15 protein-coding genes are annotated in these 23,769 nt (G+C 70.2%); 11 read left to right on the forward strand and 4 right to left on the reverse strand.

From position 1 onward, the window contains the following. Positions 1 to 142: 142 nt before the first annotated feature. From ACPPVW_RS14425 to ACPPVW_RS14435, 3 genes are all read left to right on the forward strand, one after another. Entirely contained in the window at positions 143 to 2,011 is a 1,869-nt protein-coding gene (locus ACPPVW_RS14425; protein ID WP_426623787.1) for a hypothetical protein, read from the forward strand. Between the two features lie 70 nt (positions 2,012 to 2,081). Continuing rightward, positions 2,082 to 3,050, forward strand: coding sequence for a tetratricopeptide repeat protein (locus ACPPVW_RS14430; RefSeq protein ID WP_426623788.1), 969 nt, complete (start codon positions 2,082 to 2,084; stop codon positions 3,048 to 3,050). A 76-nt stretch (positions 3,051 to 3,126) separates the two neighbouring features. Next, complete coding sequence (locus ACPPVW_RS14435; protein ID WP_426623789.1) at positions 3,127 to 3,915, forward strand: SDR family oxidoreductase; 789 nt, start codon at positions 3,127 to 3,129, stop codon at positions 3,913 to 3,915. 33 nt (positions 3,916 to 3,948) lie between these two features. Here ACPPVW_RS14435 and glgB read toward each other — a convergent pair whose 3' ends face one another. Both glgB and ACPPVW_RS14445 read right to left on the reverse strand, forming a co-directional pair. Continuing rightward, a complete protein-coding gene (gene glgB, locus ACPPVW_RS14440; protein ID WP_426623790.1) occupies positions 3,949 to 6,156 on the reverse strand; it encodes a 1,4-alpha-glucan branching protein GlgB in 2,208 nt (735 codons plus the stop codon). Beyond that, a complete protein-coding gene (locus ACPPVW_RS14445; RefSeq protein ID WP_426623791.1) occupies positions 6,153 to 8,252 on the reverse strand; it encodes an alpha-1,4-glucan--maltose-1-phosphate maltosyltransferase in 2,100 nt (699 codons plus the stop codon). The genes glgB and ACPPVW_RS14445 overlap by 4 nt, the downstream gene beginning before the upstream one ends. A gap of 81 nt (positions 8,253 to 8,333) precedes the next feature. Between ACPPVW_RS14445 and glgP the strand changes: the two genes are divergently transcribed. Continuing rightward, positions 8,334 to 10,901: an alpha-glucan family phosphorylase gene (gene glgP / locus ACPPVW_RS14450; RefSeq protein ID WP_426626310.1), complete on the forward strand. Its 2,568-nt coding sequence runs from the start codon at positions 8,334 to 8,336 to the stop codon at positions 10,899 to 10,901. Positions 10,902 to 10,978: 77 nt separating this feature from the next. On the opposite strand, the gene ybaK is transcribed toward glgP, so the two are convergent. Together ybaK and glgX are read right to left on the reverse strand one after the other, a co-directional pair. Then, positions 10,979 to 11,467, reverse strand: coding sequence for a Cys-tRNA(Pro) deacylase (gene ybaK, locus ACPPVW_RS14455; protein WP_426623792.1), 489 nt, complete (start codon positions 11,465 to 11,467; stop codon positions 10,979 to 10,981). Next, the gene (gene glgX / locus ACPPVW_RS14460) at positions 11,467 to 13,563 is read right to left on the reverse strand and encodes a glycogen debranching protein GlgX (RefSeq protein ID WP_426623793.1); all 2,097 of its coding nucleotides are present in this window, start codon (positions 13,561 to 13,563) and stop codon (positions 11,467 to 11,469) included. The genes ybaK and glgX overlap by 1 nt, the downstream gene beginning before the upstream one ends. Positions 13,564 to 13,610: 47 nt before the next feature. Here glgX and ACPPVW_RS14465 point away from each other — a divergent pair, with 47 nt between their 5' ends. The 7 genes from ACPPVW_RS14465 to gatB all read left to right on the forward strand — a co-directional run bounded on the left by ACPPVW_RS14465 (position 13,611) and on the right by gatB (position 23,593). Further along, positions 13,611 to 14,828, forward strand: a complete 1,218-nt coding sequence (locus ACPPVW_RS14465) for a cysteine desulfurase family protein (RefSeq protein ID WP_426623794.1) — start codon at positions 13,611 to 13,613, stop codon at positions 14,826 to 14,828. Between the two features lie 9 nt (positions 14,829 to 14,837). Beyond that, a complete protein-coding gene (gene mnmA / locus ACPPVW_RS14470) occupies positions 14,838 to 15,938 on the forward strand; it encodes a tRNA 2-thiouridine(34) synthase MnmA (RefSeq protein ID WP_426623795.1) in 1,101 nt (366 codons plus the stop codon). A 282-nt stretch (positions 15,939 to 16,220) separates the two neighbouring features. Beyond that, positions 16,221 to 18,494, forward strand: coding sequence for an NAD-dependent DNA ligase LigA (gene ligA / locus ACPPVW_RS14475; RefSeq protein ID WP_426623796.1), 2,274 nt, complete (start codon positions 16,221 to 16,223; stop codon positions 18,492 to 18,494). A gap of 155 nt (positions 18,495 to 18,649) precedes the next feature. Continuing rightward, positions 18,650 to 20,035 (forward strand): alpha/beta hydrolase, encoded by a 1,386-nt coding sequence (locus tag ACPPVW_RS14480; RefSeq protein WP_426623797.1) that lies wholly within the window; start codon positions 18,650 to 18,652, stop codon positions 20,033 to 20,035. 176 nt (positions 20,036 to 20,211) lie between these two features. Further along, on the forward strand, positions 20,212 to 20,535 hold the full coding sequence (gene gatC / locus ACPPVW_RS14485; protein ID WP_426623798.1) for an Asp-tRNA(Asn)/Glu-tRNA(Gln) amidotransferase subunit GatC: 324 nt from the start codon (positions 20,212 to 20,214) through the stop codon (positions 20,533 to 20,535). Then, on the forward strand, positions 20,532 to 22,079 hold the full coding sequence (gatA, locus tag ACPPVW_RS14490; RefSeq protein WP_426623799.1) for an Asp-tRNA(Asn)/Glu-tRNA(Gln) amidotransferase subunit GatA: 1,548 nt from the start codon (positions 20,532 to 20,534) through the stop codon (positions 22,077 to 22,079). Before gatC ends, gatA begins: the two co-directional genes overlap by 4 nt. Further along, a complete protein-coding gene (gene gatB / locus ACPPVW_RS14495) occupies positions 22,079 to 23,593 on the forward strand; it encodes an Asp-tRNA(Asn)/Glu-tRNA(Gln) amidotransferase subunit GatB (RefSeq protein WP_426623800.1) in 1,515 nt (504 codons plus the stop codon). Before gatA ends, gatB begins: the two co-directional genes overlap by 1 nt. Positions 23,594 to 23,769 lie beyond the last annotated feature (176 nt).

Raw genomic sequence — 23,769 nt, forward strand, 5'->3', positions numbered from 1 at the left:
GCCGCATCGATCTTACATTTCGAGGCGCGTACCCGCATGGGGGACTGCGTGAGCACGCAGACAACGGTTAGATGCCTCTCAGGGTGCTCGACTATCGTTGTGTGACTGTGCCCGCCCCCTCCCGGCACATGAGGAGTTTTGTTTGCGTTTCGTACTGGCCATCGTGGCGTTCGTGGTCGCTGCCGTCATGATCGTGGCCGGCATCGCCCAGCGCACGATCTTCGCACCTCCCTCGCAGCTCGCGGTCTCGGCCACCGTCGGCGGCGACGCACGCTACATCGTGATCGACAGCGTGGTGCTCAACGCCCATCCCGGACAGCAGACGTTGTCGATCGCGGGGGCCACCGACGCCACAACGCAGATGGTCGCGTACGGTCGCACCGCGGATGTGAAGGCGTGGCTCGGCGACCAGAAGTACGCTGCCGTCAGCTACCGCGCGGGAACCGGCGAGCTCGCCGTGAAGACGGTGACGCCGAAGGCCGCGGACACCGGCTCCTCGGACGGCTCCACCCCGGCTCCCACGGCGGAGCCGACCGCTGCACCTCCGGCCGGCTCCGGTTCGGCGGCGACTGCTCCCGGTCCCGATCCGGCTGGCTCCGATCTCTGGCTGGCGGAGTACGACGGCCAGGACGCTCAGACCATCAAGATGAACGTACCGACCGGCGTGAGCGTCATCATCGCCAGCGACGGGACCAAGCCGGCGCCGAACAAGATCCTGCTGACCTGGCCGGTCGACACCAGCACGCCGTGGGCGTTCCCGCTCATCATCGGCGGCCTCGTGCTCCTGGTGATCGGTATCGCCCTGTACCTGTGGGGCCTGTACACCCACCGCAAGTCCCGCGGCCCCCGACGCACGAGCGGACCCAAGATGCCCCAACTCCCCAAAGCCCCGAAGTACAAGCCGACGACCTCCATCGAAGCGACCCCGCGCGGTCGTCGTGCCAGCCGCCGCACGCGTGTCATGGTGCCGGCGGTGCTCGCCGGCGTCCTTGCGCTAACGGGTGTCGGAGCGGGTGCGGCCCTCGCCGACGGTCCGACCGGCACGCCGACGCCCACGACGACGACCGCCCCGAAGGGCGACAACCAGCCTCCGCCCGCGGTGACCGTCGCGCAGCTCGCGCGCATCGTCAAGCGCATCTCGGTGGCGGCGGCCGATGCCGACTCCAAGGGCGATCCGGCGCTCGCCAAGCTCCGTTTCACCGGCCCGGCCCTCCAGCTGCGCGACGCCAACTACGCCATCCGTGCCAAGAAGGCCGACCAGCCCGCGCTGCCCGCGATCCCTGCCGACCCCCCGGAGCTGTCGCTGCCGCAGGCCACCGACAGCTGGCCGCGCACGGTCACCGCCGTGCTGAAGATGCCGAACGACGCGGCTGGCAAGGCGCAGGCACCTCTCGCGCTCGCGCTCGTCCAGCAGACGCCGCGCGACAACTACATGGTGGAGTACGCGATCGCGCTCGAGCCGAACGTCAAGGTGCCTAACCTCGCGCCCGCCAGCATCGGTGCGGCGGTCGTGCCGCCGGACTCCAAGCTGCTCAAAATCCAGCCGAACGAGATCGCCGCTGCGTACGGCGACATCCTCCTGAACGGCGACCAGAGCAAATGGCTGTCGAGCTTCGACCTGACCGACGACAAGCTCGTCGCGCAGGTCGGCGCGTCGTGGAAGCAGCAGGAGCAGGCGCGCCTGGCCCAGCAATTCGGCAACACCTCGTCGCTGACCTTCACGAGCCGGCCCGGCACCGGACCGGTGATCTCGATGGCGACCAACGACTCGGGAGCCATCGTGTGGGTGAACCCCGAGGAGGTGCAGCTGCACAAGGTCCAGGAGGCCGGCGCGCAGGTGATCGCGGGCGCGACGACGGCCGCGCTGAGCGGCATCGCCCAGTCCAACACCGGAATCGAGTCGGTGTACGGCTACCAGCTCGCGTTCTACGTTCCTCCGGCGGGTTCGTCGGAGAAGGTGCGTCTGCTGGGCTTCTCGCAGGGGCTCGTGTCTGCTCGCGAGGTGCAGTGACCCGCAGCGCCGTATCCTGTTAACTCGTTCGGACGCGTAGTCCACGAACCGCCAGCTTCAGGAGAACCGCATGAGCCAGATCCCGCCCACCCCGACCAACTTCCGCGGCGCTGTCGACCTGAGCAGCCTCGTCAATCGGCCCCAGGGGGCCGCCGACGAGGGCGCTGCGGGCGAAGCGGAGGCAGGGGAGGCGATCGAGCTCCCCAGCCTGTTCTTCCAGGGCACGGATGCGAACTTCAACGACTTCATCGACCTGTCGATGCGCGTGCCGGTGGTCGTCGCGCTGTCGGCCTCCTGGGCCGACCCCGACCGGAAGTTGGCGGCCGTCCTCGACCGCGTCACCTCCGACCTCGCGGGGCGGATCGTGCTGGTGCAGGTCGACGTCGACGCCAACCCGCAGCTCGCGCAGGCGTTCCAGGCGCAGTCCGTCCCTGCGGTCGCGGGCATCGTCGCGGGCCGTCCCGTTCAGCTGTTCGCCGGCGCGCTTCCGGAGGACCAAGTGCGTGACGTCGTAGACCAGCTGCTCGAGTTGGCCGCGCAGAACGGCGTCACGGGAACCGCGAAGGTCGACGCGGCGGCAGAAGAGACGCCGGAGGGCGAGGCCGCAGAGCCGGAGCCCGAACCGCTGCCACCGCTGCACGCGGAGGCGTACGAAGCGATCGACCGCGGCGACTACCCGGCGGCCATCGCCGCCTACAAGACCGCGATCGCGCAGGATCCGCGCGACACGATGGCGATCGCGGGGCTCGCGCAGGTAAGCCTCCTCGACCGCCTCGCCGGGCGCACCCTCGACGAGATCCGTGGCGCCGCGGCTGCCGACCCCTCCGACAGGGACGCCCAGCTCGCGGTGGCCGACCTCGACCTGTCCGGAGGGCATGTCGACGACGCGTTCGACCGGCTGCTGACATTGTTCCCGACTCTCGACGCGGCAGGCAAAGAGGCGGTGCGGGCGCGCATCCTGGAGTATTTCGAGATCGTCGGTGTGGACGACCCGCGCGTCGGCAAGGCGAGGGCTAGGCTGGCCTCGCTGCTCTACTGACGCGGGGCCTCTGCTTTCCGGAGAAACCGACGCGCTCGCGGGCGGCTGACACCCCTCTCGCCCGGAAGGCTCGCGCATGTCTCGTGTGCTCGTTGTCGGCGGCACCGGTCTGGCCGGTCGCGCCATCGCTGCTGAGGCCGTGGAGCGCGGCCATCAGCTCGTGGTCGCGGCCAGGCGCATCCCGGATGACGACTCCGAGAGCTACGTCGTCGGCGCCGACTACGTGACCGTCGACATCGTGTCCGGCGACGGGCTGGAGGAGGCGGTCGACGGCGTCGACGTGCTGGTCGACGCGAGCAACGCGACCGGACGCCGCGCATCGCACGTCTTCGCACACGGTTCTCGCAACGTGCTGCACACGGCAGCGCGATTCGGGGTCGGCCAGGCAGTGCTCCTCTCGGTCGCAGGCATCGACGGTGCACGCTACCCCTACTACCGGGCGAAGCTGGTCCAGGAGCGCACCTACCTGGACTCCCCGCTGGAGACCCGGATCGTGCGTTCGACCCAGTTCCACGATTTCGTGACCGCGATCTTCGAGCGCGGCCGTCGGTTCGGGGTTCTGGCGCTACCAGCCGCGACCCGGTTCCAGCCCATCGCGGTGTCCGACGTGGCACGCGTGCTCGTCGACGCGGTCGAGGGAGCGGGCGACCCGGACTCGATCCGCATCGTCGGCGGCCCGCACGTCGAGTCCGCCCGTTCCCTCGCCCGGCAGTGGAAGCAGGCCAGCGGCACGCGCCGCCCGATCCTCCCGGTGCGACTCGGCGGCCCGCTGGGCTCGGCGTGGCGCTCCGGACGGAACCTCGCGCCAGAGCACGCGGTCGACGGACTCGGCTACGCGGCGTGGCTGAACGAAGCGGCCGTCTGACTCACCCCTCGCGACCGACGGAGGGACTCACCTTCACCGCCGCGGCCGGAGGTACAGCGCGCCGAGCGGAGGCAGCGTCAGCACGGCGGAGGCCGGCCGACCCATCCACGGTTCGTCGTGCGCCGTCACGCCGCCGAAGTTGCCCACTCCCGACCCGCCGAAGTCGCCGGCGTCGGTGTTGAGCAGCTCCTCCCACTCGCCCGCCAACGGCAGGCCGACGCGGTAGCCCTCGTGCGGGTTGCCCGAGAAGTTGAGCAGCACCGCGATCGGCGAGCCGTCGCGGTCCTTGCGCAGGAAGGCCAGCACATTGCCCGCTGCGTCCGACCCGTCGAGCCACTCGAAGCCGGCCGGGTCGTTGTCGAGGGCCCAGAGCTGCGGGTTCGACCGGTAGACGGCGTTGAGCTGCGCGACGAGGTTCCACAGCCCGCGGTGACTCGGCTGGTCGAGCATCCACCAGTCGAGGCCGCGCTCCTCGCTCCACTCGGAGTACTGCCCGAACTCCTGGCCCATGAAGAGCAGCTGTTTGCCCGGGTGCGCCCACATGAACGACAGGAACGCGCGCACGTTCGCCAGCTGCTGCCAGTGGTCGCCCGGCATCTTGCCGATGAGGGAGCCCTTGCCGTGCACCACCTCGTCGTGGCTGATCGGCAGCAGGAAGTTCTCGCTCCACGCGTACACGAACGAGAACGTGACCTCGCTGTGGTGGTAGCTGCGCCACATCGGGTTCTCCTGGATGTACTGGAGCGCGTCGTGCATCCAACCCATGTTCCACTTGAGTCCGAAGCCCAGACCGCCGGAGGTGGTGGGCGCGGTGACACCGGCGTAGCTGGTCGACTCCTCCGCGATCATCACGGTGCCGGGGTTGCGCTTGTAGGAGGTCGCGGTGACCTCCTGCAGGAAGCCGATGGCCTCCAGGTTCTCGCGGCCGCCGTGGACGTTGGGCTCCCACTCGCCGTCGTCGCGCGAGTAGTCGAGGTAGAGCATGGAGGCCACGGCGTCGACGCGGAGTCCGTCGATGTGGAACTCCTCCAGCCAGTACAGGGCGTTGGCGACGAGGAAGTTGCGCACCTGCGAATTGCCGTAGTCGAAGATGTAAGTGCCCCAGTCTTTGTGCTCGCCGCGACGGGGATCGGGGTGCTCGTACAGCGCCTGGCCGTCGAACCGGGCGAGCGCCCAGTCGTCCTTCGGGAAATGTCCCGGCACCCAGTCGAGGATGACGCCGATACCGGCCTGGTGCAGCCGGTCGATGAGGTACTTGAGGTCGTCGGGGGAGCCGAAGCGGCTGGTCGGCGCGTAGTAGCCGGTCACCTGGTAGCCCCAGGAGCCGCCGAACGGGTGCTCGGCGAGCGGGAGGAACTCCACGTGCGTGTACCCGAGCGCGCCGACGTAGTCGATGAGCTGGTCGGCGGCCTCCCGATAGCCGAGGCCGGGGCGCCAGCTGCCGAAGTGGAGCTCGTAGACGCTCATCGGACCGGCGTGCGGGTCGGAGGCGGCGCGGCGGCGCATCCACTCGCCGTCCTGCCACTCGTGGCGGCTCGCCGTGACGACGGAGGCCGTGTTGGGCGGGGTCTCGGCGGCCTGGGCCATCGGGTCGACCTTGCGCACCCACCCGCCGTTCGCCGCGAGCAGGTCGAACTTGTAGATGGAGCCTTCGCTGAGACCGGGGACGAACAGCTCCCAGACGCCGGAGGCCCCCATGTTGCGCATCGCGTGCAGGGTGCCGTCCCAGCCGTTGAAGTCGCCCACCACGCGCACGGAGCGCGCGTGCGGCGCCCAGACGGTGAACGCGGTGCCGACGACGCCGCCCAGGTCGCGCACGTGGGCGCCGAGGGCCGTCCAGAGCTGCTCGTGCCTGCCCTCGCGGATCAGGTGGAGGTCGAGCTCGCCGATGGTCGGCACGAAGCGGTAGGGGTCGTCGGTGGTCCAGGTGGCCCCTCCGGAGTAGCGGGCCTCGATCTCGTAGGCGCCGGGACCGACGATGTCGACGCCCTGCCAGATCCCGTGCGCGAGGTGGGCGAGCTCGAGGTGCGCACCCGTCGGCAGGATCGCGAAGACCGCCTCGGCGAGCGGCCGCAGCACACGGATCACGGTGATCGGATCGGCCACGCCGCTCGCGGCGACCTGGTGCTGGCCGAGTACGGCGTGCGGGTCGTGGTAGCTGCCGGTGGCGACGGCCTGCAGGAGCCCGTCGTCGAGGGCGGGCAGGTCGACAGCGGCGGCGCCTTCGGGGATCGGGGTCATCGTGCGGCCTCCAAGGGTTTGACGGTCAGGATGTGCACCGGTTCGGTGAAGGCGTCGAGGCGCACGTAGTTGTCGGCGCCCCAGGTCCAGCGTTGGCCGGTGACCAGGTCGCGCACCTCGAACTGCGCCCCCGGTTCGATGCCGAACGCGGTGACGTCGAGGTGCACCATCGTCTCGCGCACCGAGTGCGGGTCGACGTTCGCGATGACGAGTACGGCGTCGGGCTTGCCGCTTCGCGTGAACTCGCCGGCGAGGAACTTGGAGTACACGAGCACGGCGTCGTCCTCGCTCCCGTGCACGTGCAGGTTGCGCAGCTGGCGCAGTGCGGGGTGCTCGCTGCGCGCGCGGTTGAGCATCGTGAGGTAAGGCGCGAGCGAGCGGCCCAGCGCGGCGGCGCGTGCGTAGTCGCGGGGGCGGTATTCGTACTTCTCGTTGTCGATGTACTCCTCGGCGCCGGGGCGAGCGACGTTCTCGTAGAGTTCGAATCCGGAGTACACGCCCCAGGTCGGCGCTCCCGTCGCCGCGATCGCCGCGCGGATCTTGAAGGCCGCCGGACCGCCGAACTGCAGGTACTCGGTGAGGATGTCGGGCGTGTTCACGAACAGGTTGGGCCACAGGAAGTCCGGGGTGTCCTCGGCCAGACCGGTGAGGAACTCTTCGAGCTCCTCCTTCGTGTTCCGCCAGGTGAAGTAGGTGTACGACTGCTGGAAGCCGGCCTTGGCGAGAGTGTGCAGCAACGCAGGCCGCGTGAACGCCTCGGCGAGGAACACCACGTCGGGGTCAGTCTCGTTCACCGTGTGGATGAGCCACTCCCAGAAGTGCAGCGGCTTGGTGTGCGGGTTGTCGACGCGGAAGATCCGCACGCCGAGCGACATCCAGTAACGCACGATCCGCAGGACCTCGGTGCGCAGCCCGTCGTAGTCGTTGTCGAAATTGATCGGGTAGATGTCCTGGTACTTCTTCGGCGGGTTCTCGGCGTAGGCGATGGTGCCGTCGGGGAGGGTGGTGAACCATTCCTGGTGCTGTGTGACCCACGGGTGGTCGGGGGAGGCCTGCAGGGCGAGATCGAGGGCGATCTCGAGCCCGGCCTGCTTGGCCTTGCCGAGGAAGAAGACGAAGTCCTTCTCGGTGCCGAGATCGGGGTGGATGGCGTCGTGGCCGCCGTCGGGGCCGCCGATCGCCCAGGGCGATCCCGGGTCGTTCTCGCCGGCCTCCAGCGTGTTGTTCGGACCCTTGCGGAACGTTCGCCCGATGGGGTGGATCGGCGGCAGGTACACGACGTCGAAGCCCATCGCCGCGACCTCCGGGAGGCGCTTGGCCGCGGTGCGGAAAGTGCCGGACTGCCAGGCGCCGTCCGGGAGGCGCTTGGCGCCCTCCGACCGCGGGAAGAACTCGTACCAGCTGCCGACGCCGGCGCGCGTGCGCTCGACCAGCACCGCGCGCGTCGCCGACAGCGAGGGGAGGGCGACTACGGGACGCTCGGTGAGGATGCGCTTGATACGGTCGTCGACCGCCGCCTGGAAGCGCTCGTCGTCGCCGCGTTCGGCGTCCGCCACCACGCGGGCCGCCTCGGAGAGGTGCCTGCGCTCGGCGGTGCTGCGGCGCTTGTCGCTCGCTGCCTTCGCGAGGAGGTCGTGCGCGATCGTCAGCATGAGCTCGACATCGATGGCCGCCGGCACTTTGACCTCGGCGTTGTGCCTCCAGGTCGCGTACTCGTCGGCATAGGCCTGCACGCGGTACCGCCAGAGGCCCTCCTGCTCCAGCTGGACCTCGACCTCCCACCGATCTGTGCCCGGCGCGATCGCACGCATGTGGTGCTCGGTCTGCGTGCCGGAGGGGTTGAGCAGGAGCAGATCCACGCCGATGCGATCGTGGCCCTCCCGGAACGCCGTGGCCCGGAAGGGCACGACCTCCCCGCTGAACGCCGACGCCGCCCAATGGCCTTCGTCGACCTGCGGGGACAGATCGAGGATGGGAATGCGAGGGAGCAGTGGCTCGTACTCGGTGGATGCCGTCTCGGTGGCTGCCGTCTCGACGGGTGCCGGCGCCTCTGGTGCTGCGGCGGCTGAAGGTCTGGTCGCTGCGCTCTTTCCCACATGCCGACCGTACACTCATTCGTCCACTCGCCAGGAGCCTGATCGACCGTGCCGTCTCGAGGCTCCTTTATGCTCGTGCGAGTGAAGGCCATCCGTAGATTCACTGTCCGCGCCGTCCTCCCCGGCACACTGTCCGCGCTGGAGGAGATCGCCGGCAACCTCCGCTGGTCGTGGCACGAGCCGACCAAGGAGCTGTTCGCCCGCATCTCGCCGGAGCTGTGGCAGGAGGTCGGGCACGACCCCATCGCCCTGCTGGGCTCAGTGGATCCATCGCGGCTCGCCGAGCTGGCGGCGGACCCCGGTTACGTCGACTGGGCGAACCACGTCAGGGATGAGTTGCGCGCCTACATCCACGATCCACGCTGGTACCAGTCGCTCGGCGACTCGGCGCCGGCCTTTATCGCCTATTTCTCTCCCGAGTTCGGGATCGCGGCGACCCTTCCGCAGTACTCGGGCGGTCTCGGCATCCTCGCCGGTGACCATCTGAAGGCCGCGAGCGATCTGGGCGTGCCGCTGGTCGGCGTCGGGCTCTTCTATCGCTCCGGCTACTTCTCGCAGGCGATCACGCCCGACGGCTGGCAGCTGGAGAGCTACCCGGCGCTCGACCCGGACGGCCTCCCGCTGCGCGTGCTGCGCGAACCCGACGGCTCGCCCGTGCAGATCACGCTCGCGCTTCCCGCCGGGGAGCTGCACGCCCGGGTGTGGCAGGCGGCGGTCGGTCGCGTGCGGCTGCTGCTGCTCGACACCGACATCCCCGAGAACGGCGAGAGCCTGCGCTCGGTCACCGACCGGCTGTACGGCGGGGGCGGCGAGCACCGCCTGCTGCAGGAGCTGCTGCTCGGCATCGGCGGTGTGCGCGCCGTCAAGGCCTGGGCCGAGCTCACCGGCGCGCCCGCTGCAGAGGTGTTCCACACCAACGAAGGCCACGCCGGCTTCCTCGGTCTGGAGCGCATCTCCGACCTGATCGGCGAGGGGCTCACGTTCGACGAGGCCCTGCAGGTGGTTCGGGCCGGAACAGTCTTCACCACCCACACGCCCGTCCCTGCCGGCATCGACCGGTTCGACCGCCCCCTGGTGGAGCGCTACTTCTCCACGTCGCTGCTGCCGGGCGTCGAGGTGGAGCAGGTGCTCGCGCTCGGCGCGGAGGACTACCCGGGCGGCTCAGACGCCGTGTTCAACATGGCGGTCATGGGGCTGCGGCTGGGCCAGCACGCGAACGGCGTCTCCCGACTGCACGGGGAGGTCAGCCGGCAGATGTTCGGCGGGCTGTTCCCCAGGTTCGACAACACGGAGGTGCCGATCGACTCGGTCACCAACGGCGTCCACGCACCGACCTGGACGGACCCGATGCTGCGTGCGCTGGCCGCCGAACGCCTCGGCACGGACGACACCACGCACGCCGACTGGGCGAACTCCGGCGCCGTCAGCGACCTCGACCTGTGGCGCGTGCGCACGCGCATGCGCGAGCAGCTCGTCCGCGACGCGCGTCGCCGGCTCGCTGCGGCGTGGGAGGCGCAGAACCCCGGTGGCCTCGCACCGGTCTGGATGAGCGACCTCCTCGACCATGATGTGCTGACGATCGGTTTCGCGCGGCGTGTGCCGACCTACAAGCGGCTCACGCTCATGCTGCACGACCCGCAGCGGCTGCGGAACATCCTCCTGCACGCCGAGCGACCCGTGCAGTTCGTGATCGCGGGCAAGTCGCACCCCGCGGACGACGAGGGCAAGCGCCTCATCCAGAAGCTCGTGCAGTTCGCGAGCGAGCCGGAGATCCGCCAGCGGATGGTGTTCCTGCCCGACTACGACATCGGAATGGCCCAGCGGCTGTACCCGGGCACCGACGTCTGGCTGAACAACCCCCTGCGGCCCCTGGAGGCCTGCGGCACCTCCGGCATGAAGGCCGCGCTGAACGGCGGGCTCAACCTGTCGATCCTCGACGGCTGGTGGAACGAGTTCTACGACGGCGAGAACGGCTGGGCCATCCCCTCGGCCGACGCCGCAGGCGACGGCGCCGAGCGCGACGCGCTGGAGGCGGAGGCGATGTACGACTTGATCGAGCACCAGATCGCCCCGCGCTTCTACGACCGCGACAGCGATGACGTGCCCCGTGCCTGGGTCGCGCAGATCCGGCACACCCTCGCGACGCTGTCCGCCCCGCTGAGCGCAGAGCGGATGGTGGGCGAGTACGTCGAGCGGCTCTACATGCCCGCCGCAGCCAACGAGAAGCGGCTGAGCGCCGACGACTACCGCGACGCGCGCGACTTCGCGGCATGGAAGGACCGCGTGCGTTCCGCGTGGCCCGGCGTGAACGTGGCCCACATCGACGCCGGCGGCCTCGACGTCGTGCCCCAGGTCGGCGACCAGTTGCGCGTGCGCGCGCTCGTGCATCTGAACGGGCTCCGCCCGGAGGACGTCGAGGTGCAGCTCGTCTACGGTCGCAGCTACGACGGGGAAGACCTCACCAGCGTGCACTACGAGCGCTTGGAGCTCGAGCACACGATCCGGGGAGCCGATCCGTCGGCCGCGCTTGAGTTCTCCGGCGGCGTGACGCTCGCCTGGGCTGGATCGTTCGGGTACACGGTCCGCATCATCCCCGTCAACGACCTCCTGCTCTCGCCTGCCGAGCTCGGCCTGGTCGTCGCGGCCTGACGGTCGATCGATCAACCAGTTGGCAGGACACGCCGTCTCCGCGTCAGGCGCGACGGCGTGTCCTGCCAGTTCGTCGGCTATTTCGCGAGAGGGGCGTAGGCAGCGCCGGTGGCGGTCAGGAGGTCGGCGGGGGTGAGCTCGAGGTCGAGGCCGCGGCGGCCTCCCGAGACGAAGACGGTCTCGAAGAGCTGCGCGGTCTCGTCGACGACCGTGACGTGGTGGGTCTTCTGCCCGATGGGCGAGATTCCGCCGACCACGTAGCCCGTGCGCCGCTCGGCCACGGCCGGGTCGGCCATCGTGGCGCGCTTGGCTCCGACGGCGGCGGCGAGCGCCTTGAGGTCGAGCATCCCTGTCACCGGGACGACGCCGACGACGATGCTCAGCTCGGTGGCGGCCAGCAGGGTCTTGAACACGCGCTCCGGTTCGACGCCGAGCGCCTCCGCGGCCTCCAGGCCGTAGGAGGGCGCGGACGGGTCGTGCTCGTACGGGTGCAGGGTGAACGGGATACCCGCGACAGTGAGCGCGGTGGAGGCCGGGGTCCCGGTGCCCGCGGGTCGCTTCGCCATCAGGCGGCGGCCTCTACGGAGGCTCCCGCCGGTGCGTCCACCCGGGGCCCGTTGGCCCGGTACAGCTGCATCGACGTGCCGCCGACCAGGCGGATGCTGCCCGGTTCGAGCTCGACGCCGTCTTCGGCGATCGGAACCTCCGTGGCGCTGTCCCACAGCATCTGGTACGAGGTGACGCCGGCGGCGACCGGGAGGGATACCTCCACGTCGTCCTCCACGCCGTGCACGATGAGCAGGACGCGGTTGAACTCCTCCTTGTCGGGAGTGGAGGCCGCGAGGTACTGCAGGGTGCGGTTCTCCGGGGAGTTCCAGTCCTCGTCGTCCATGAGCGCGCCCGTCGCGTCGTACCAGTCCATGTGGCTGGCGTTCGGCGTCGTCTGACCGAACACGGCGTATCTGCTGGGGCGAAGCGCGGGGTTCTCGCGTCGCAGTTCGAGGAGACGCCGGGTGGTGTCGAGCATCTCGCGCTGCTCGCGGGTGCGCAGCCACGACATCCACGTGAGCTCGCTGTCCTGGCAGTAGGCGTTGTTGTTGCCGCGCTGGCTGCGGCCGAACTCATCGCCCGCCGTGATCTGGGGAACCCCGGCGGACAGCAGCAGCGTTCCCATCAGGTTGCGCATGGCCTTGTGCCTGTCGAGGAGGACGCGCTCATCGTGCGTCGGACCCTCCGCACCGTGGTTGAACGAGCGGTTGTTGTCGGTGCCGTCGCGGTTGTCCTCGCCGTTGCCGAGATTGTGCTTGACGTTGTAGGCCGTCAGGTCGGCCATCGTGAAGCCGTCGTGGGCGGTGACGAAGTTGATGGAGGCCAACGGGCCGCGCTCGGGCGAGAACGTGTTGGACGACCCTGCCAGGCGCGTGGCGAAGCCGCCGATCCCGATCGGAGCTTGGCCGTTGCGGCGGGCCTCTGCGATGTCGGCCAGCCAGAAGTTGCGTACGCGGTCGCGGTAACGGTCGTTCCACTCCGACCAGCCGTCGAGGAAGTTCCCGGTCTGCCAGCCGCCCATCCCGAGGTCCCACGGCTCGGCGATGAGTTTCACACCGGCGAGCTCGGGGTCGTCGAGCATGGCGGTGAGGAGAGGGTGGTCGCGGTGGTAGGCGAGGCCCTCCCCGCGGCCGAGCGTGACGGCGAGGTCGAACCGGAAACCGTCGATCTGCGCCTCCTGCGCCCAGTACCGCAGCGAGTCGAGCACGAGCCGCTGCGGAACGGGGTGGCCGAAGTCGACGGTGTTGCCGCACCCGGTCACGTCGATGTAGACGCCATCGGCCTCCTGGCGGTAGTACGTGGCGTTGTCGATGCCGCGCAGGCTCGTGCGTGGGCCCCCGATGCCCTCCTCGGAGGTGTGGTTGAAGACCACGTCGAGAATCACCTCGATCCCCGCTTCGTGCAGCAGCTTGACCATGCCCTTGAACTCGCGCAGCACCGCCTCCGGCCCTTCCGCCTGCGCTGCGCGCGTGGCGTACGGGGCGTGGGGGCTGAAGAAGTTCAGGGTGTTGTAGCCCCAGTAGTTGGTCAGGCCCTCCCGGATGAGCCGCTGCTCGGTGGTGAACGCGTGCACGGGGAGGAGCTCGACCGCGGTGATGCCGAGGTTCTGGAGGTAGGCGATGGTGGACTCGTGCGCGAGGCCGGCGTAGGTGCCGCGCAACTCTTCCGGCACCTCCGGGTTCTGGTGGCTGATGCCGCGCACGTGCGCCTCGTAGACGACCGTGTGGTCGAGAGGGATGCCGGGTTTGCGCGAATCTCCCCAGTCGAAGCCGTCGGAGACCACGGTCGAGCGCCACTCCTCCGGGCCGACGCGCGTGAGGCCGCGCGCGTAGGGGTCGAGCAGGAGGCTCTCCGGATTGAACATGTTCTGCGGCGACACCGGACCGGACGCGCGGATGGCGTAGAGGCTGCCGACGTGGAGGCTGCGCGAGCGACCCAGCCAGACGTTGCCTGCATCCCGGTGCATCTCGACGGTCTTGGTGCGCCAGTCCGGATCCTTGGGATCGAACAGGCAGAACTCCATCGCGTCGGCGTGCTCGGAGTAGACCCGCAACTCCCCGCCGTGCGGACCGATGCGGACGCCCAGGTTGCGCAGAGGGTCGACGGAAGTCATGCGTTCTAGAGTAGTGACACACCGTGCCGCACCCTGAGGAGGCCCCGGTGCCCGTCTACCTCGACCACGCCGCCACCACGCCCCTGCGCCCTGAGGCGATCGCCGCCTTCACCGACGCTCTGGGGCTCGTCGGCAACCCGTCGAGCATCCACAGCCAGGGTCAGCAGGCCAGGCGGATGCTGGAGGAGGCGCGTGAGGCCGTGGCCTCCACTCTGGGCTGCGACCCGATCGAGGTCGTGTTCACCTCCGGAGGCACGGAGGCGATCAACCTTGCCGTCAAAGGGATGTTCTGGGCACGCAACGGCGACCGTGCTCGTTCGCGCATCCTGGTGCCCGGAGGCGAGCACCACGCCACCGTCGACGCGGTCGAGTGGCTGCAGCGCGCCGAGGGTGCGCAGCCCGAGTGGCTGCCGCTGGACCCGGAGGGCCGAATCCGTGTGGATGCCGTCGAGACTGCTCTCGTCGTGCCGGACGACGTCGCCCTGCTGACGTTCTTGCAGGTCAACAACGAGGTCGGGACGATCCAGCCGGTCGGCGAGCTCGCGGCGCCGGCCCGAGCGGAGGGCGTCCCCGTCCACGTCGACGCCGTCGCCGCCTATGGGCACCTCCCGATCGACTTCGCCGCTCTGGGGGTGGACGCCCTCAGCGTGTCGGCGCACAAGATCGGCGGCCCGGTCGGCATCGGCGCGCTGGTGCTGGGCCGCGCCTCGGCCGTCGTGCCGCTCATCCACGGGGGAGGCCAGCAGCGACAGGTGCGCAGCGGCACGCAGGACGTCGCGGCTGCTGTCGCGTTCGCCGCGGCCGCGCTCGCCGCGGAGGCCGAGCGGGTCGAGGAGGTCCGCAGGCTCACTGCTCTGCGCGACCGGCTGATCCGCGGGGTGCGGGAGGCGGTTCCAGAGGCGGTGCTGAGCGGTCCGGAGCCCACGACCGGGCCCGCCGCCGACGAGCGCGTGGCCTCCAACGCGCACTTCGTCTTCCCCGGCGCCCAGGGCGACTCGTTGCTGTTCCTGCTCGACCTCGCGGGTGTCTCGGTCTCGACCGGGTCGGCGTGTCAGGCGGGCATCCCGGAGCCGTCGCACGTGCTGCTCGCGATGGGGCGGAGCGAGCAGGAGGCCCGCGGCGCGCTGCGGTTCACGCTCGGGCGCACCTCCACCGACGCCGATGTGGACGCGCTGCTCGGGGCGTTGCCCGGCGCCTACGCGCAGGCCTCGCGGGCAGGCCTGGCCGAGCGAGCGCCCGGCCGCCGCTCAGGCGCCTCGGCGTAGAATCGCCTGGTGCGAGTTCTGGCAGCGATGAGCGGTGGCGTCGATTCCGCCGTGGCGGCGGCGCGCGCCGTCGAGGCCGGGCACGAGGTCGTCGGCGTGCACCTTGCGTTGAGCCGGATGCCCGGAACCCTGCGCACGGGCAGCCGCGGCTGCTGCACCATCGAGGACTCCATGGACGCGCAGCGCGCGGCCGACATCATCGGCATCCCGTACTACGTGTGGGACTTCTCCGAGCGGTTCAAGCTCGACGTGGTCGACGACTTCATCGCCGAGTACTCCGCGGGACGCACGCCCAACCCGTGCATGCGGTGCAACGAGCGCATCAAGTTCGCCGCGCTGCTCGAGAAGGCGCTCGACCTCGGCTTCGACGCCGTCTGCACGGGCCACTACGCGAGCATCGTCACGGACGCCGACGGCAACCGGGAGCTGCACCGCGCGAGCGCCTGGGCGAAAGACCAGTCGTACGTGCTCGGCGTGCTCACGAGCGAGCAGCTCGCGCATGCGATGTTCCCGCTGGGCGCGACGCCCTCGAAGGCCGAGGTGCGTGCCGAAGCGGCCGCACGCGGTTTGAGTGTGGCGAACAAGCCGGACTCCCACGACATCTGCTTCATCCCCGACGGCGACACCCGGGGCTGGCTCGCCGAGCACGTGGGCGCCGCGGAGGGCGTCATCCTCGACCGCGAGGGCAACCGCCTCGGCTCGCACGAGGGCGCGCACGCGTACACCGTGGGGCAGCGCAAGGGGCTCAACATCGGCTACCCGTCGCCGGACGGCCGCCCGCGGTTCGTGCTCGAGGTGCGGCCGAAGGACAACACGGTCGTCGTGGGCCCCAAGGAGGCCCTCGACATCGCCGAGATCGCCGGGTCGCGCTTCACCTGGGCCGGCCTCCCGCCTGCGGAGCTCGAGGCGCCGTTCGCGTGCGAGGTGCAGATCCGAGCCCATGCCGACCCGGTCCCCGCCGTGGCGCAGGTCCGCGACGGCGAGCTGGTGGTACGGCCGGACGAGCCGCTGAACGGCGTGGCCCCCGGCCAGACCGCCGTCGTCTACGTCGGCACTCGCGTGCTCGGCCAGACCACGATCGACCGCACTGTCTCCGCCGTCCCGGCGTGAACGGCTGACAATTCCGGAGGCCCCGCGCGACACGCCGCGGCGACGTCCGTAACCCCGGAGATCGCCTCGATCGGGGTCTCGATCTCCGGAGTTGCCCGCACGCGCGCCGGGGATGTCCGCTCGTCCGGAGAATGGTCACGTTCGCGGCCGGATGTCCGCTCGTCCGGAGAATGGCCACGTTCTCGGCCGGATGTCCGGAGTTACGGACGTCGCCGCGGCGTGTCCGGCGCGGCCTCCGGAGTTAGCCGCTCCGGCGTCGGCGGCGGTGAATATGCTTGCGGGGTGGCGATCGAGACGACGAGCGATGACGACCTTGCACGAGACGCGGTACAGGCACGTGCGGAGGCCCAAGAGCTGACGACCCGCATCCTCGAGCTGCGCGACGCGTACTACGAGCGCGACACGGTCCTCGTGAGCGACGAGGAGTACGACCGCATGATGCGGCGGCTCGAGGAGCTCGAACGGCTGTTCCCCGAGCTGCAGAGCCAGGACAGCCCGACCCAGACCGTCGGCGGCCGCGCGCAGACGACGCTGTTCGCCCCCGTGCAGCATGCCGAACGCATGCTCAGCCTCGACAACGTCTTCTCGCTCGAGGAGTTCGAAGCCTGGGCGGCGAAAGTCGAGCGCGACGCCGGCCGGCGGGTCGACTATCTCTGCGAACTCAAGATCGACGGCCTCGCGATCAACCTGCGCTACGCGAACGGCGTGCTGGTCACGGCGGCGACTCGCGGCGACGGCGTCGTGGGCGAAGACGTGACCGAGAACATCCGGCAGATCCCCGCGATCCCGCAGCGCCTCGCGGGCGAGGGGCCGTTGCCGCCCGTGGTGGAGGTCCGCGGCGAGGTGTTCTTCCCCGTCGCCGAGTTCGACGAGCTCAACGCCCACCAGCAGGAGGCGGGGGAGCGCGTCTTCGCGAACGCGCGCAACGCGGCCAGCGGCTCGCTCCGTCAGAAGTCCGAGGGCAAGAACGCGGCTCAGTTGGCGTTGATGCGCGACCGCCTGCGGCGCCTGCACATGCTCGTCCACGGCATCGGCGCGTGGAGCAACCCCCCGGTCGACGCGCAGTCGAAGATCTACGAGCTGCTGCGGTCGTGGGGGCTGCCGACCTCCACCCACTACCGAGTGCTCGGCACCGTGCCGGAGGTGGACGAGTTCATCCGCCACTTCGGCGAGCACCGCGGCAGCGTGGAGCACGAGATCGACGGCATCGTGATCAAGGTGGACGAGCTCGCCCTGCACGACGAGCTCGGAGCGACCTCGCGGGCACCGCGCTGGGCGATCGCATACAAGTACCCGCCCGAGCAGGTCAACACCAAGCTGCTGGATATCGTCGTCAGCGTCGGCCGCACCGGCCGCGCCACACCGTTCGCCGTCATGGAGAAGGTGCGGGTGGCCGGTTCGGAGGTTCGTCAGGCGACGCTGCACAACCAGGACGTCGTCAAGGCGAAGGGCGTGCTCATCGGCGACACCGTGGTGCTCCGCAAGGCCGGCGACGTCATCCCGGAGGTGCTCGGTCCCGTGGTCGAACTGCGCGACGGCACCGAGCGGCCGTTCGTGATGCCGGAGAACTGCCCGGAGTGCGGCACCAGGCTGGCGCCGGCCAAGGAGGGCGACATCGACCTCCGCTGCCCGAACGCCGAGTTCTGCCCGGCTCAGGTGCGCGGTCGTGTCGAGCACATCGGCTCGCGCGGCGCCCTCGACATCGAGGCGCTGGGGGAGGTCGCCGCCGCGGCTCTCACGCAGCCGCGCTTCCCGTCGGCGCCCCCGCTGCCGACCGAGGCCGGTCTCTTCGGCCTCACCGTGCGCGATCTCTTCCCGATCGAGGTCGTCGTCCGCGATTCCGAGACCGGACTTCCCAAGCTCACCGACGCGGGCGACGAGAAGGTGGACACACCGTTCCGTCGCCGTCGGCAGAAGAAAGACGGTGCGTTCGATCCGGAGGCGGCGGACTTCGGCGGCGACGAGCTCTTCGTCCCCTCGAAGAACGCGCTCGAACTGCTCGCCAACCTGGCCGCGGCGCGCACCAAGCCGCTCTGGCGCATCCTGGTCTCCCTGAACATCCGGCACGTCGGCCCTGTCGCGGCGCGTGCGCTGGCGGATCACTTCGGCTCGCTCGACGCGATCCGTTCCGCCACCCGCGACGAGCTCGCCGCGGTCGACGGCGTCGGCGGCATCATCGCTGATGCCGTGCTCGCGTGGTTCGAGGTCGACTGGCACCGCGAGATCGTCGAGCGCTGGGCCGCTGACGGCGTGCAGTTCGCCACTCCCGGGCACGGCGGCCCTGGCGCGCAGACCGATGCCGGCGGCGTCCTCTCCGGCCTGACCGTCGTCGCGACCGGCTCTCTGGAGGGCTTCACGCGCGAGGGGGCGCAGGAGGCGATCATCGCCGCGGGTGGCAAGGCGGCGTCGAGCGTTTCCAAGAAGACCGACTTCGTGGCCGCTGGGCCAGGGGCGGGATCGAAGCTGGCGAAGGCCGAGGAGCTCGGCGTGCGGGTCATCGATGCCGCGCAGTTCGCGGTCCTTGTGGAGAAGGGACCGGAGGCGTTGCCGCAGTAGCCGTTCGGTTTGTGCACATACGACAAGTTATCGTCTGAATCGGGGGTAGAACGATCATCCTTCCACCGCCCCGGTGCCGCTAGGGTCGAGATGTACGCTCGCCCGGTGCACATGCAAGGGCTTAGCTCGCTCGCTCTCGGAGGGACCCGGACAGAGTGCTGGTCGGCTTTGCAGCGGCTTCCATCGTCACCTCGGTCGTCACAGGACTGGCCGGGGCCTTCATCATGCCCGCTGAGAGCGCTCACGCCGCGGGCGCGCCCGCAGCTGCGCCATCCTCGATCGGGCACGACTCGATCGGGCAGCGCTCCATCGGTTCCGCATCGATCGGTGACGCTCCCACGAGCTCGGGTCCGGGAGGAGCGTCTGGTCCGCGCGAGAGCGCGGCAGCCGTCTTCAGCTCGATCCAGGCCGTCGACCCCGCTGCGCTGCCCGGCTTCCTCAGCGCCCACACGGCCGACCTCGACCGCCTGCTCGTCGACCCGCCAGCCGCCGCGGACGTCAGCCAGCTCTGGAAGCTGCTCGACCCCGCCCGCCAATCGGAGCTCGTGAAGGTCGCGCCACACGTCGTCGGCAACCTGGAGGGTGTGCCCTACGGCATCCGCGGCAAGGCGAACCGCCTCGACTTGGAGCGGACGATCAGCTCGGCCGAGGCTCGGCTGCGCACCGGGCGGGGGAAGGCCGCCCGGGTGGTGCTCAAGCGGCAGCTCACCATGCTCGGAAACGTGAAGACGGCGCTCGCGAAGAAGGACGGCGTCTCCCGCACCCTGGTCGCGCTCGACCCGTCGGACGACGCCAAGGCGGCGATCGTCGTCGGGGACCTCCGCACGGCGCGCTACGTGAGCGTTCTCGTGCCGGGCATGTACATGGCCGCGGGCGAGCAGATCGTGGGCTGGTCGGAGGTCGCGCAGAATCTGTACGACCAGCAGACCGGCTTCCTCACGCGGCTCGGCGGCACCGGGACGACCAAGCGCACCCCGGGCGCGGCCGTCGTCGCCTGGATCGGCTATCAGACCCCCGTCCTGACGAACATCGGCGGCCGCGACCTGGCTCAGCAGGGTGCGGACAGCTTGGAGCGCACGCTCATCGGCATCCAGTCGTTGCGGGCGTCGAACCCGCCGTACCTGAGCGTCCTCGCTCACTCGTACGGGTCGACCGCCGCGCTGCTCGCCCTGGAGCGCGGCACCGTGACGGTCGACGCGCTCGCGCTGATGGGGTCGCCGGGCTCGGACGCCCAATCGGTGAACGCGTTGGGCGTGCGCGGCGGCAACGTGTTCGTGGGTGAGGCCGCGATGGACCCGATCGTGAACAGTGCGTTCTTCGGCAGCGACCCGGGATCGCCCTCCTACGGGGCCAAGCGGATGGGGGTCGGCGGCGCGGTGGACCCGATCACGCACCGCGCACTCGCCGGGTCCAGCGGCCATAACGAGTACTTCACCGCTGGCACGGAGTGCATGCGCAATCTCGCGCTGATCGGGATCGACCGGGGCGACCTCGTCCTCGGCGGCGGGCCGGCGGCGACGCAAGCCGCGTCGTCGCGCTGAGCGCACGCCGCAGTCGCCGCGCCACAATGCGCCGATGGGTCAGGACCAGAGCGACCAGCGCGACTTCCGACGTCGAGCGACAAGGAGGCGAACGACGCGGTCGACCGGCTGGGGCGCGGTCTGTACGGCTGACCATAGAATTGGTTCCGTCCACCCAGAAACCAGCACGGAGACGCATGTCCGAAATCAGCGCAGAACAGGTCGCGCACCTGGCGAACCTCGCCAGGATCGACCTCAGCCCGGAAGAGATCGAGAGCCTCACCAGCGAACTCGGTCAGATCGTCGAGGCGGTCGCGAAGGTGCAGGAGGTCGCCGGTCCCGACGTTCCCGCCACGAGCCATCCGCTTCCGCTCACCAATGTGTTCCGCTCCGACGAGGTGCGTCCGTCGCTGACCGTCGACCAGGCGCTCTCCGGCGCCCCCGCGCGCGATGGCGACCGCTTCACGGTCGCCACCATCCTGGACGAGGATCCGGGTTCGTTCGAGGGGGTAGGGGAATGACCGACCTGACCAGGCTCTCCGCCTCCGCGCTCGCCGACCTGCTCACCGCTGGCGAGGTCTCATCCGTGGAGGCCACCCGCGCCCACCTCGACCGCATCGAGTCGGTGGACGCCGACGTGCACGCGTTCCTGCACGTCGCAGGGGAGAACGCGATCCGCACCGCGGCCGAGATCGACGGCCGCCGGGCGGCGGGTGACCCGCTCGGCGCGCTCGCGGGCGTCCCCGTCGCGATCAAGGACGTGCTCGCCACCCACGACATGCCCTCGACCTCCGGGTCGCGCATCCTCGAGGGCTGGATCCCGCCGTACGACGCCACCGTCGTGCGCAGGCTGCGCGAGGCCGACCTCGTGCCGCTGGGCAAGACCAACATGGACGAGTTCGCGATGGGCTCCTCCACCGAGCACTCGGCCTACGGCCCGACCCGCAACCCGTGGGACCTCGAGCGGATCCCGGGAGGCTCGGGCGGTGGCTCGGCCGCGGCGGTGTCCGCTTTCGAGGCGCCGTTCGCGCTGGGCTCCGACACCGGAGGATCGATCCGCCAGCCCGCGGCCGTGACCGGTTCCGTCGGCGTCAAGCCGACGTACGGCGGCGTCAGCCGCTACGGCGCGATCGCCCTGGCGAGCTCGCTCGACCAGGTCGGCCCGGTGTCGCGCTCCGTGCTCGACGCCGGCCTGCTCCACGACGTGATCGCCGGCCACGACCCGTTCGACTCCACGTCGCTGGCCGACTCCTGGCCGTCGATGGCCGACGCCGCCCGCGCGGGCCTGCGTGACGACGCGCTGCGCGGCGTCCGCGTCGGCGTCGTCCGCGAGCTGAACGGCGAAGGCTTCCAGGCCGGTGTCAAGCAGCGTTTCGACGAGGCGCTGGCGCTGCTGCAGGCGGCGGGCGCGGAGGTCGTCGAGGTCGAGGCCCCGAGCTTCGAATACGCCGTCGCGGCCTACTACCTCATCCTCCCGGCCGAGGCCTCCAGCAACCTGGCACGCTTCGACTCGGTGCGGTTCGGCCTGCGGGTGAATCCCGAGGAGGGCCCGGTCACGGTCGAGCGCGTGATGGCCGCGACCCGCGACGCCGGCTTCGGCACCGAGGTCAAGCGCCGCATCATCCTCGGCACCTACGCGCTGAGCGCGGGCTACTATGACGCCTACTACGGATCGGCGCAGAAGGTCCGCACCCTCATCCAGCGCGACTTCTCGGCCGCGTTCGAGAAGGTGGACGTGCTGGTCAGCCCGAGCGCTCCCACGACCGCCTTCCGGTTCGGCGAGAAGCTGGCGGACCCGATGGCGATGTACCTCAACGACGTCACCACGATCCCGGCCAACCTCGCAGGCGTGCCCGGCATGGGCCTGCCGATCGGGCTGGCGCCGGAGGACGGCCTCCCCGTCGGCATGCAGCTGATGGCGCCGGCCCGCGCCGACGCGCGGCTCTACACGATCGGCGCCGCGCTCGAGCGGCTGCTGGAGCAGCAGTGGGGCGGCCCGCTGCTGAGCCAGGCGCCCGACCTGAGCGCCACCGAGATGTTCGCGAGCGAAGAGGGAGCGATCTGATGGCCAAGGCCCCGTCGATGGACGCTGAATTGATGGATTATGGCAAAGCGCTCGAACTGTTCGAGCCGGTGCTCGGCTTCGAGGTGCACGTCGAGCTGAACACCGCGACCAAGATGTTCTGCGGCTGCGCCAACGAGTTCGGCTCCGGCGCGAACACGAACACCTGCCCCACCTGTCTCGGTCTGCCTGGCGGCCTCCCGCAGGTCAACGAGAAGGCGATCGAGTCGAGCATCCGGCTCGGCCTGGCGCTCGGCTGCGAGATCGCGGAGTCGAGCCGGTTCGCGCGCAAGAACTACTTCTACCCCGACCTGGCGAAGAACTTCCAGACCTCCCAGTACGACGAGCCGATCGCCCACGACGGCGCGGTCACCATCGAGCTCGAGAACGGCCGGGAGCTGCGCATCGAGATCGAGCGCGCGCACATGGAAGAGGACGCGGGCAAGCTCACCCACATCGGCGGCGCGACCGGTCGCATCCAGGGGGCCGACTACTCACTGGTCGACTTCAACCGCGGCGGTGTTCCCCTCGTCGAGATCGTCACCAAGATGATCGAAGGCGCGGAGGGCGATGCTCCGGAGGTCGGCCGCACCTATGTGCGCGCCATCCGCGACCTGGTCAAGACGCTCGGCGTCTCGAACGCACGCATGGAGGAGGGCAACGTCCGCTGCGACGCGAATGTGTCGCTCCGCCGCCGCGGTTCGTCCGAGCTGGGCACGCGCACCGAGACGAAGAACGTCAACTCCCTGCGCTCGGTCGAGCGTGCGGTCCGTTATGAGATCCAGCGGCAGGCCGCGATCCTCGACGCGGGCGGCACGATCGTGCAGGAGACCCGGCACTGGCACGAGGACACGGGGACCACCTCCGCCGGCCGCCCGAAGTCCGACGCCGACGACTACCGCTACTTCCCGGAGCCCGACCTCGTGCCGGTCGCTCCGAGTCGTGACTGGGTGGAGGAGCTGCGCGGCACGCTGCCGGAGGCCCCGGCTGCTCGCCGCAAGCGTCTCACCGCCGAGTGGGGCTTCACGGCACTGGAGTTCCAAGACGTCGACAACGCCGAGCTGCTCGACGAGCTGGAGGCGACCATCGCCGCCGGTGCGACCCCGGCGGCCGCCCGCAAGTGGTGGACCGGCGAGATCGCCCGTCTCGCGAACGCGCAGGGCGTGCCGGCGGGCACTCTCGTGAGCCCGCAGCATGTCGCCGAACTCGCCGCCCTGGTCGAGGAGGGCAGCCTCACCGACCGCCTGGCCCGCCAGGTGCTCGAGGGTGTCATCGCCGGTGAAGGTGCGCCGCAGGAGGTCGTGGACGCCCGCGGGCTCGCGGTCGTCTCGGACGACGGCGCGTTGATCGCGGCGATCGACGAGGCGTTGGGCGCCCAGCCCGACGTGCTGGAGAAGATCCGCGACGGCAAGGTCCAGGCGGCCGGCGCCGTGATCGGCGCGGTGATGAAGGCCATGAAGGGTCAGGCCGACGCCGCTCGCGTGCGCGAGCTGGTGCTGGAGCGCGCCTCCCAGTGAGGATCGACCAGTGACGATCGTTGTCCAACGGGACGGGCGCGAGCGCCGCCGCCAGTGCGGCAGCGCTCGCGCCCGTCCCGTTCGACACGGTCGACTCGGGCGCTCATGGCCGCTCGTGCGGCGTACGCCGCAGCGCAGGGATCGAGCCTGCTCGTAAGCCGCAGGAACGCGCGCTA

Origin of the sequence: Leifsonia sp. McL0607, assembly GCF_049993355.1 — a bacterium.
GTDB lineage: Bacteria > Actinomycetota > Actinomycetes > Actinomycetales > Microbacteriaceae > Leifsonia.

Bases quoted from the DNA above. Each gene is read 5' to 3' on its own strand.
- glgX (WP_426623793.1), bottom strand. From the start codon at position 13,563: ATGACTTCCGTCGACCCTCTGCGCAACCTGGGCGTCCGCATCGGTCCG.
- gatC (WP_426623798.1), top strand. From the start codon at position 20,212: ATGTCCGAAATCAGCGCAGAACAGGTCGCGCACCTGGCGAACCTCGCC.
- ybaK (WP_426623792.1), bottom strand. From the start codon at position 11,467: ATGGCGAAGCGACCCGCGGGCACCGGGACCCCGGCCTCCACCGCGCTC.
- gatA (WP_426623799.1), top strand. From the start codon at position 20,532: ATGACCGACCTGACCAGGCTCTCCGCCTCCGCGCTCGCCGACCTGCTC.
- ACPPVW_RS14430 (WP_426623788.1), top strand. From the start codon at position 2,082: ATGAGCCAGATCCCGCCCACCCCGACCAACTTCCGCGGCGCTGTCGAC.
- glgB (WP_426623790.1), bottom strand. From the start codon at position 6,156: ATGACCCCGATCCCCGAAGGCGCCGCCGCTGTCGACCTGCCCGCCCTC.
- gatB (WP_426623800.1), top strand. From the start codon at position 22,079: ATGGCCAAGGCCCCGTCGATGGACGCTGAATTGATGGATTATGGCAAA.
- ACPPVW_RS14435 (WP_426623789.1), top strand. From the start codon at position 3,127: ATGTCTCGTGTGCTCGTTGTCGGCGGCACCGGTCTGGCCGGTCGCGCC.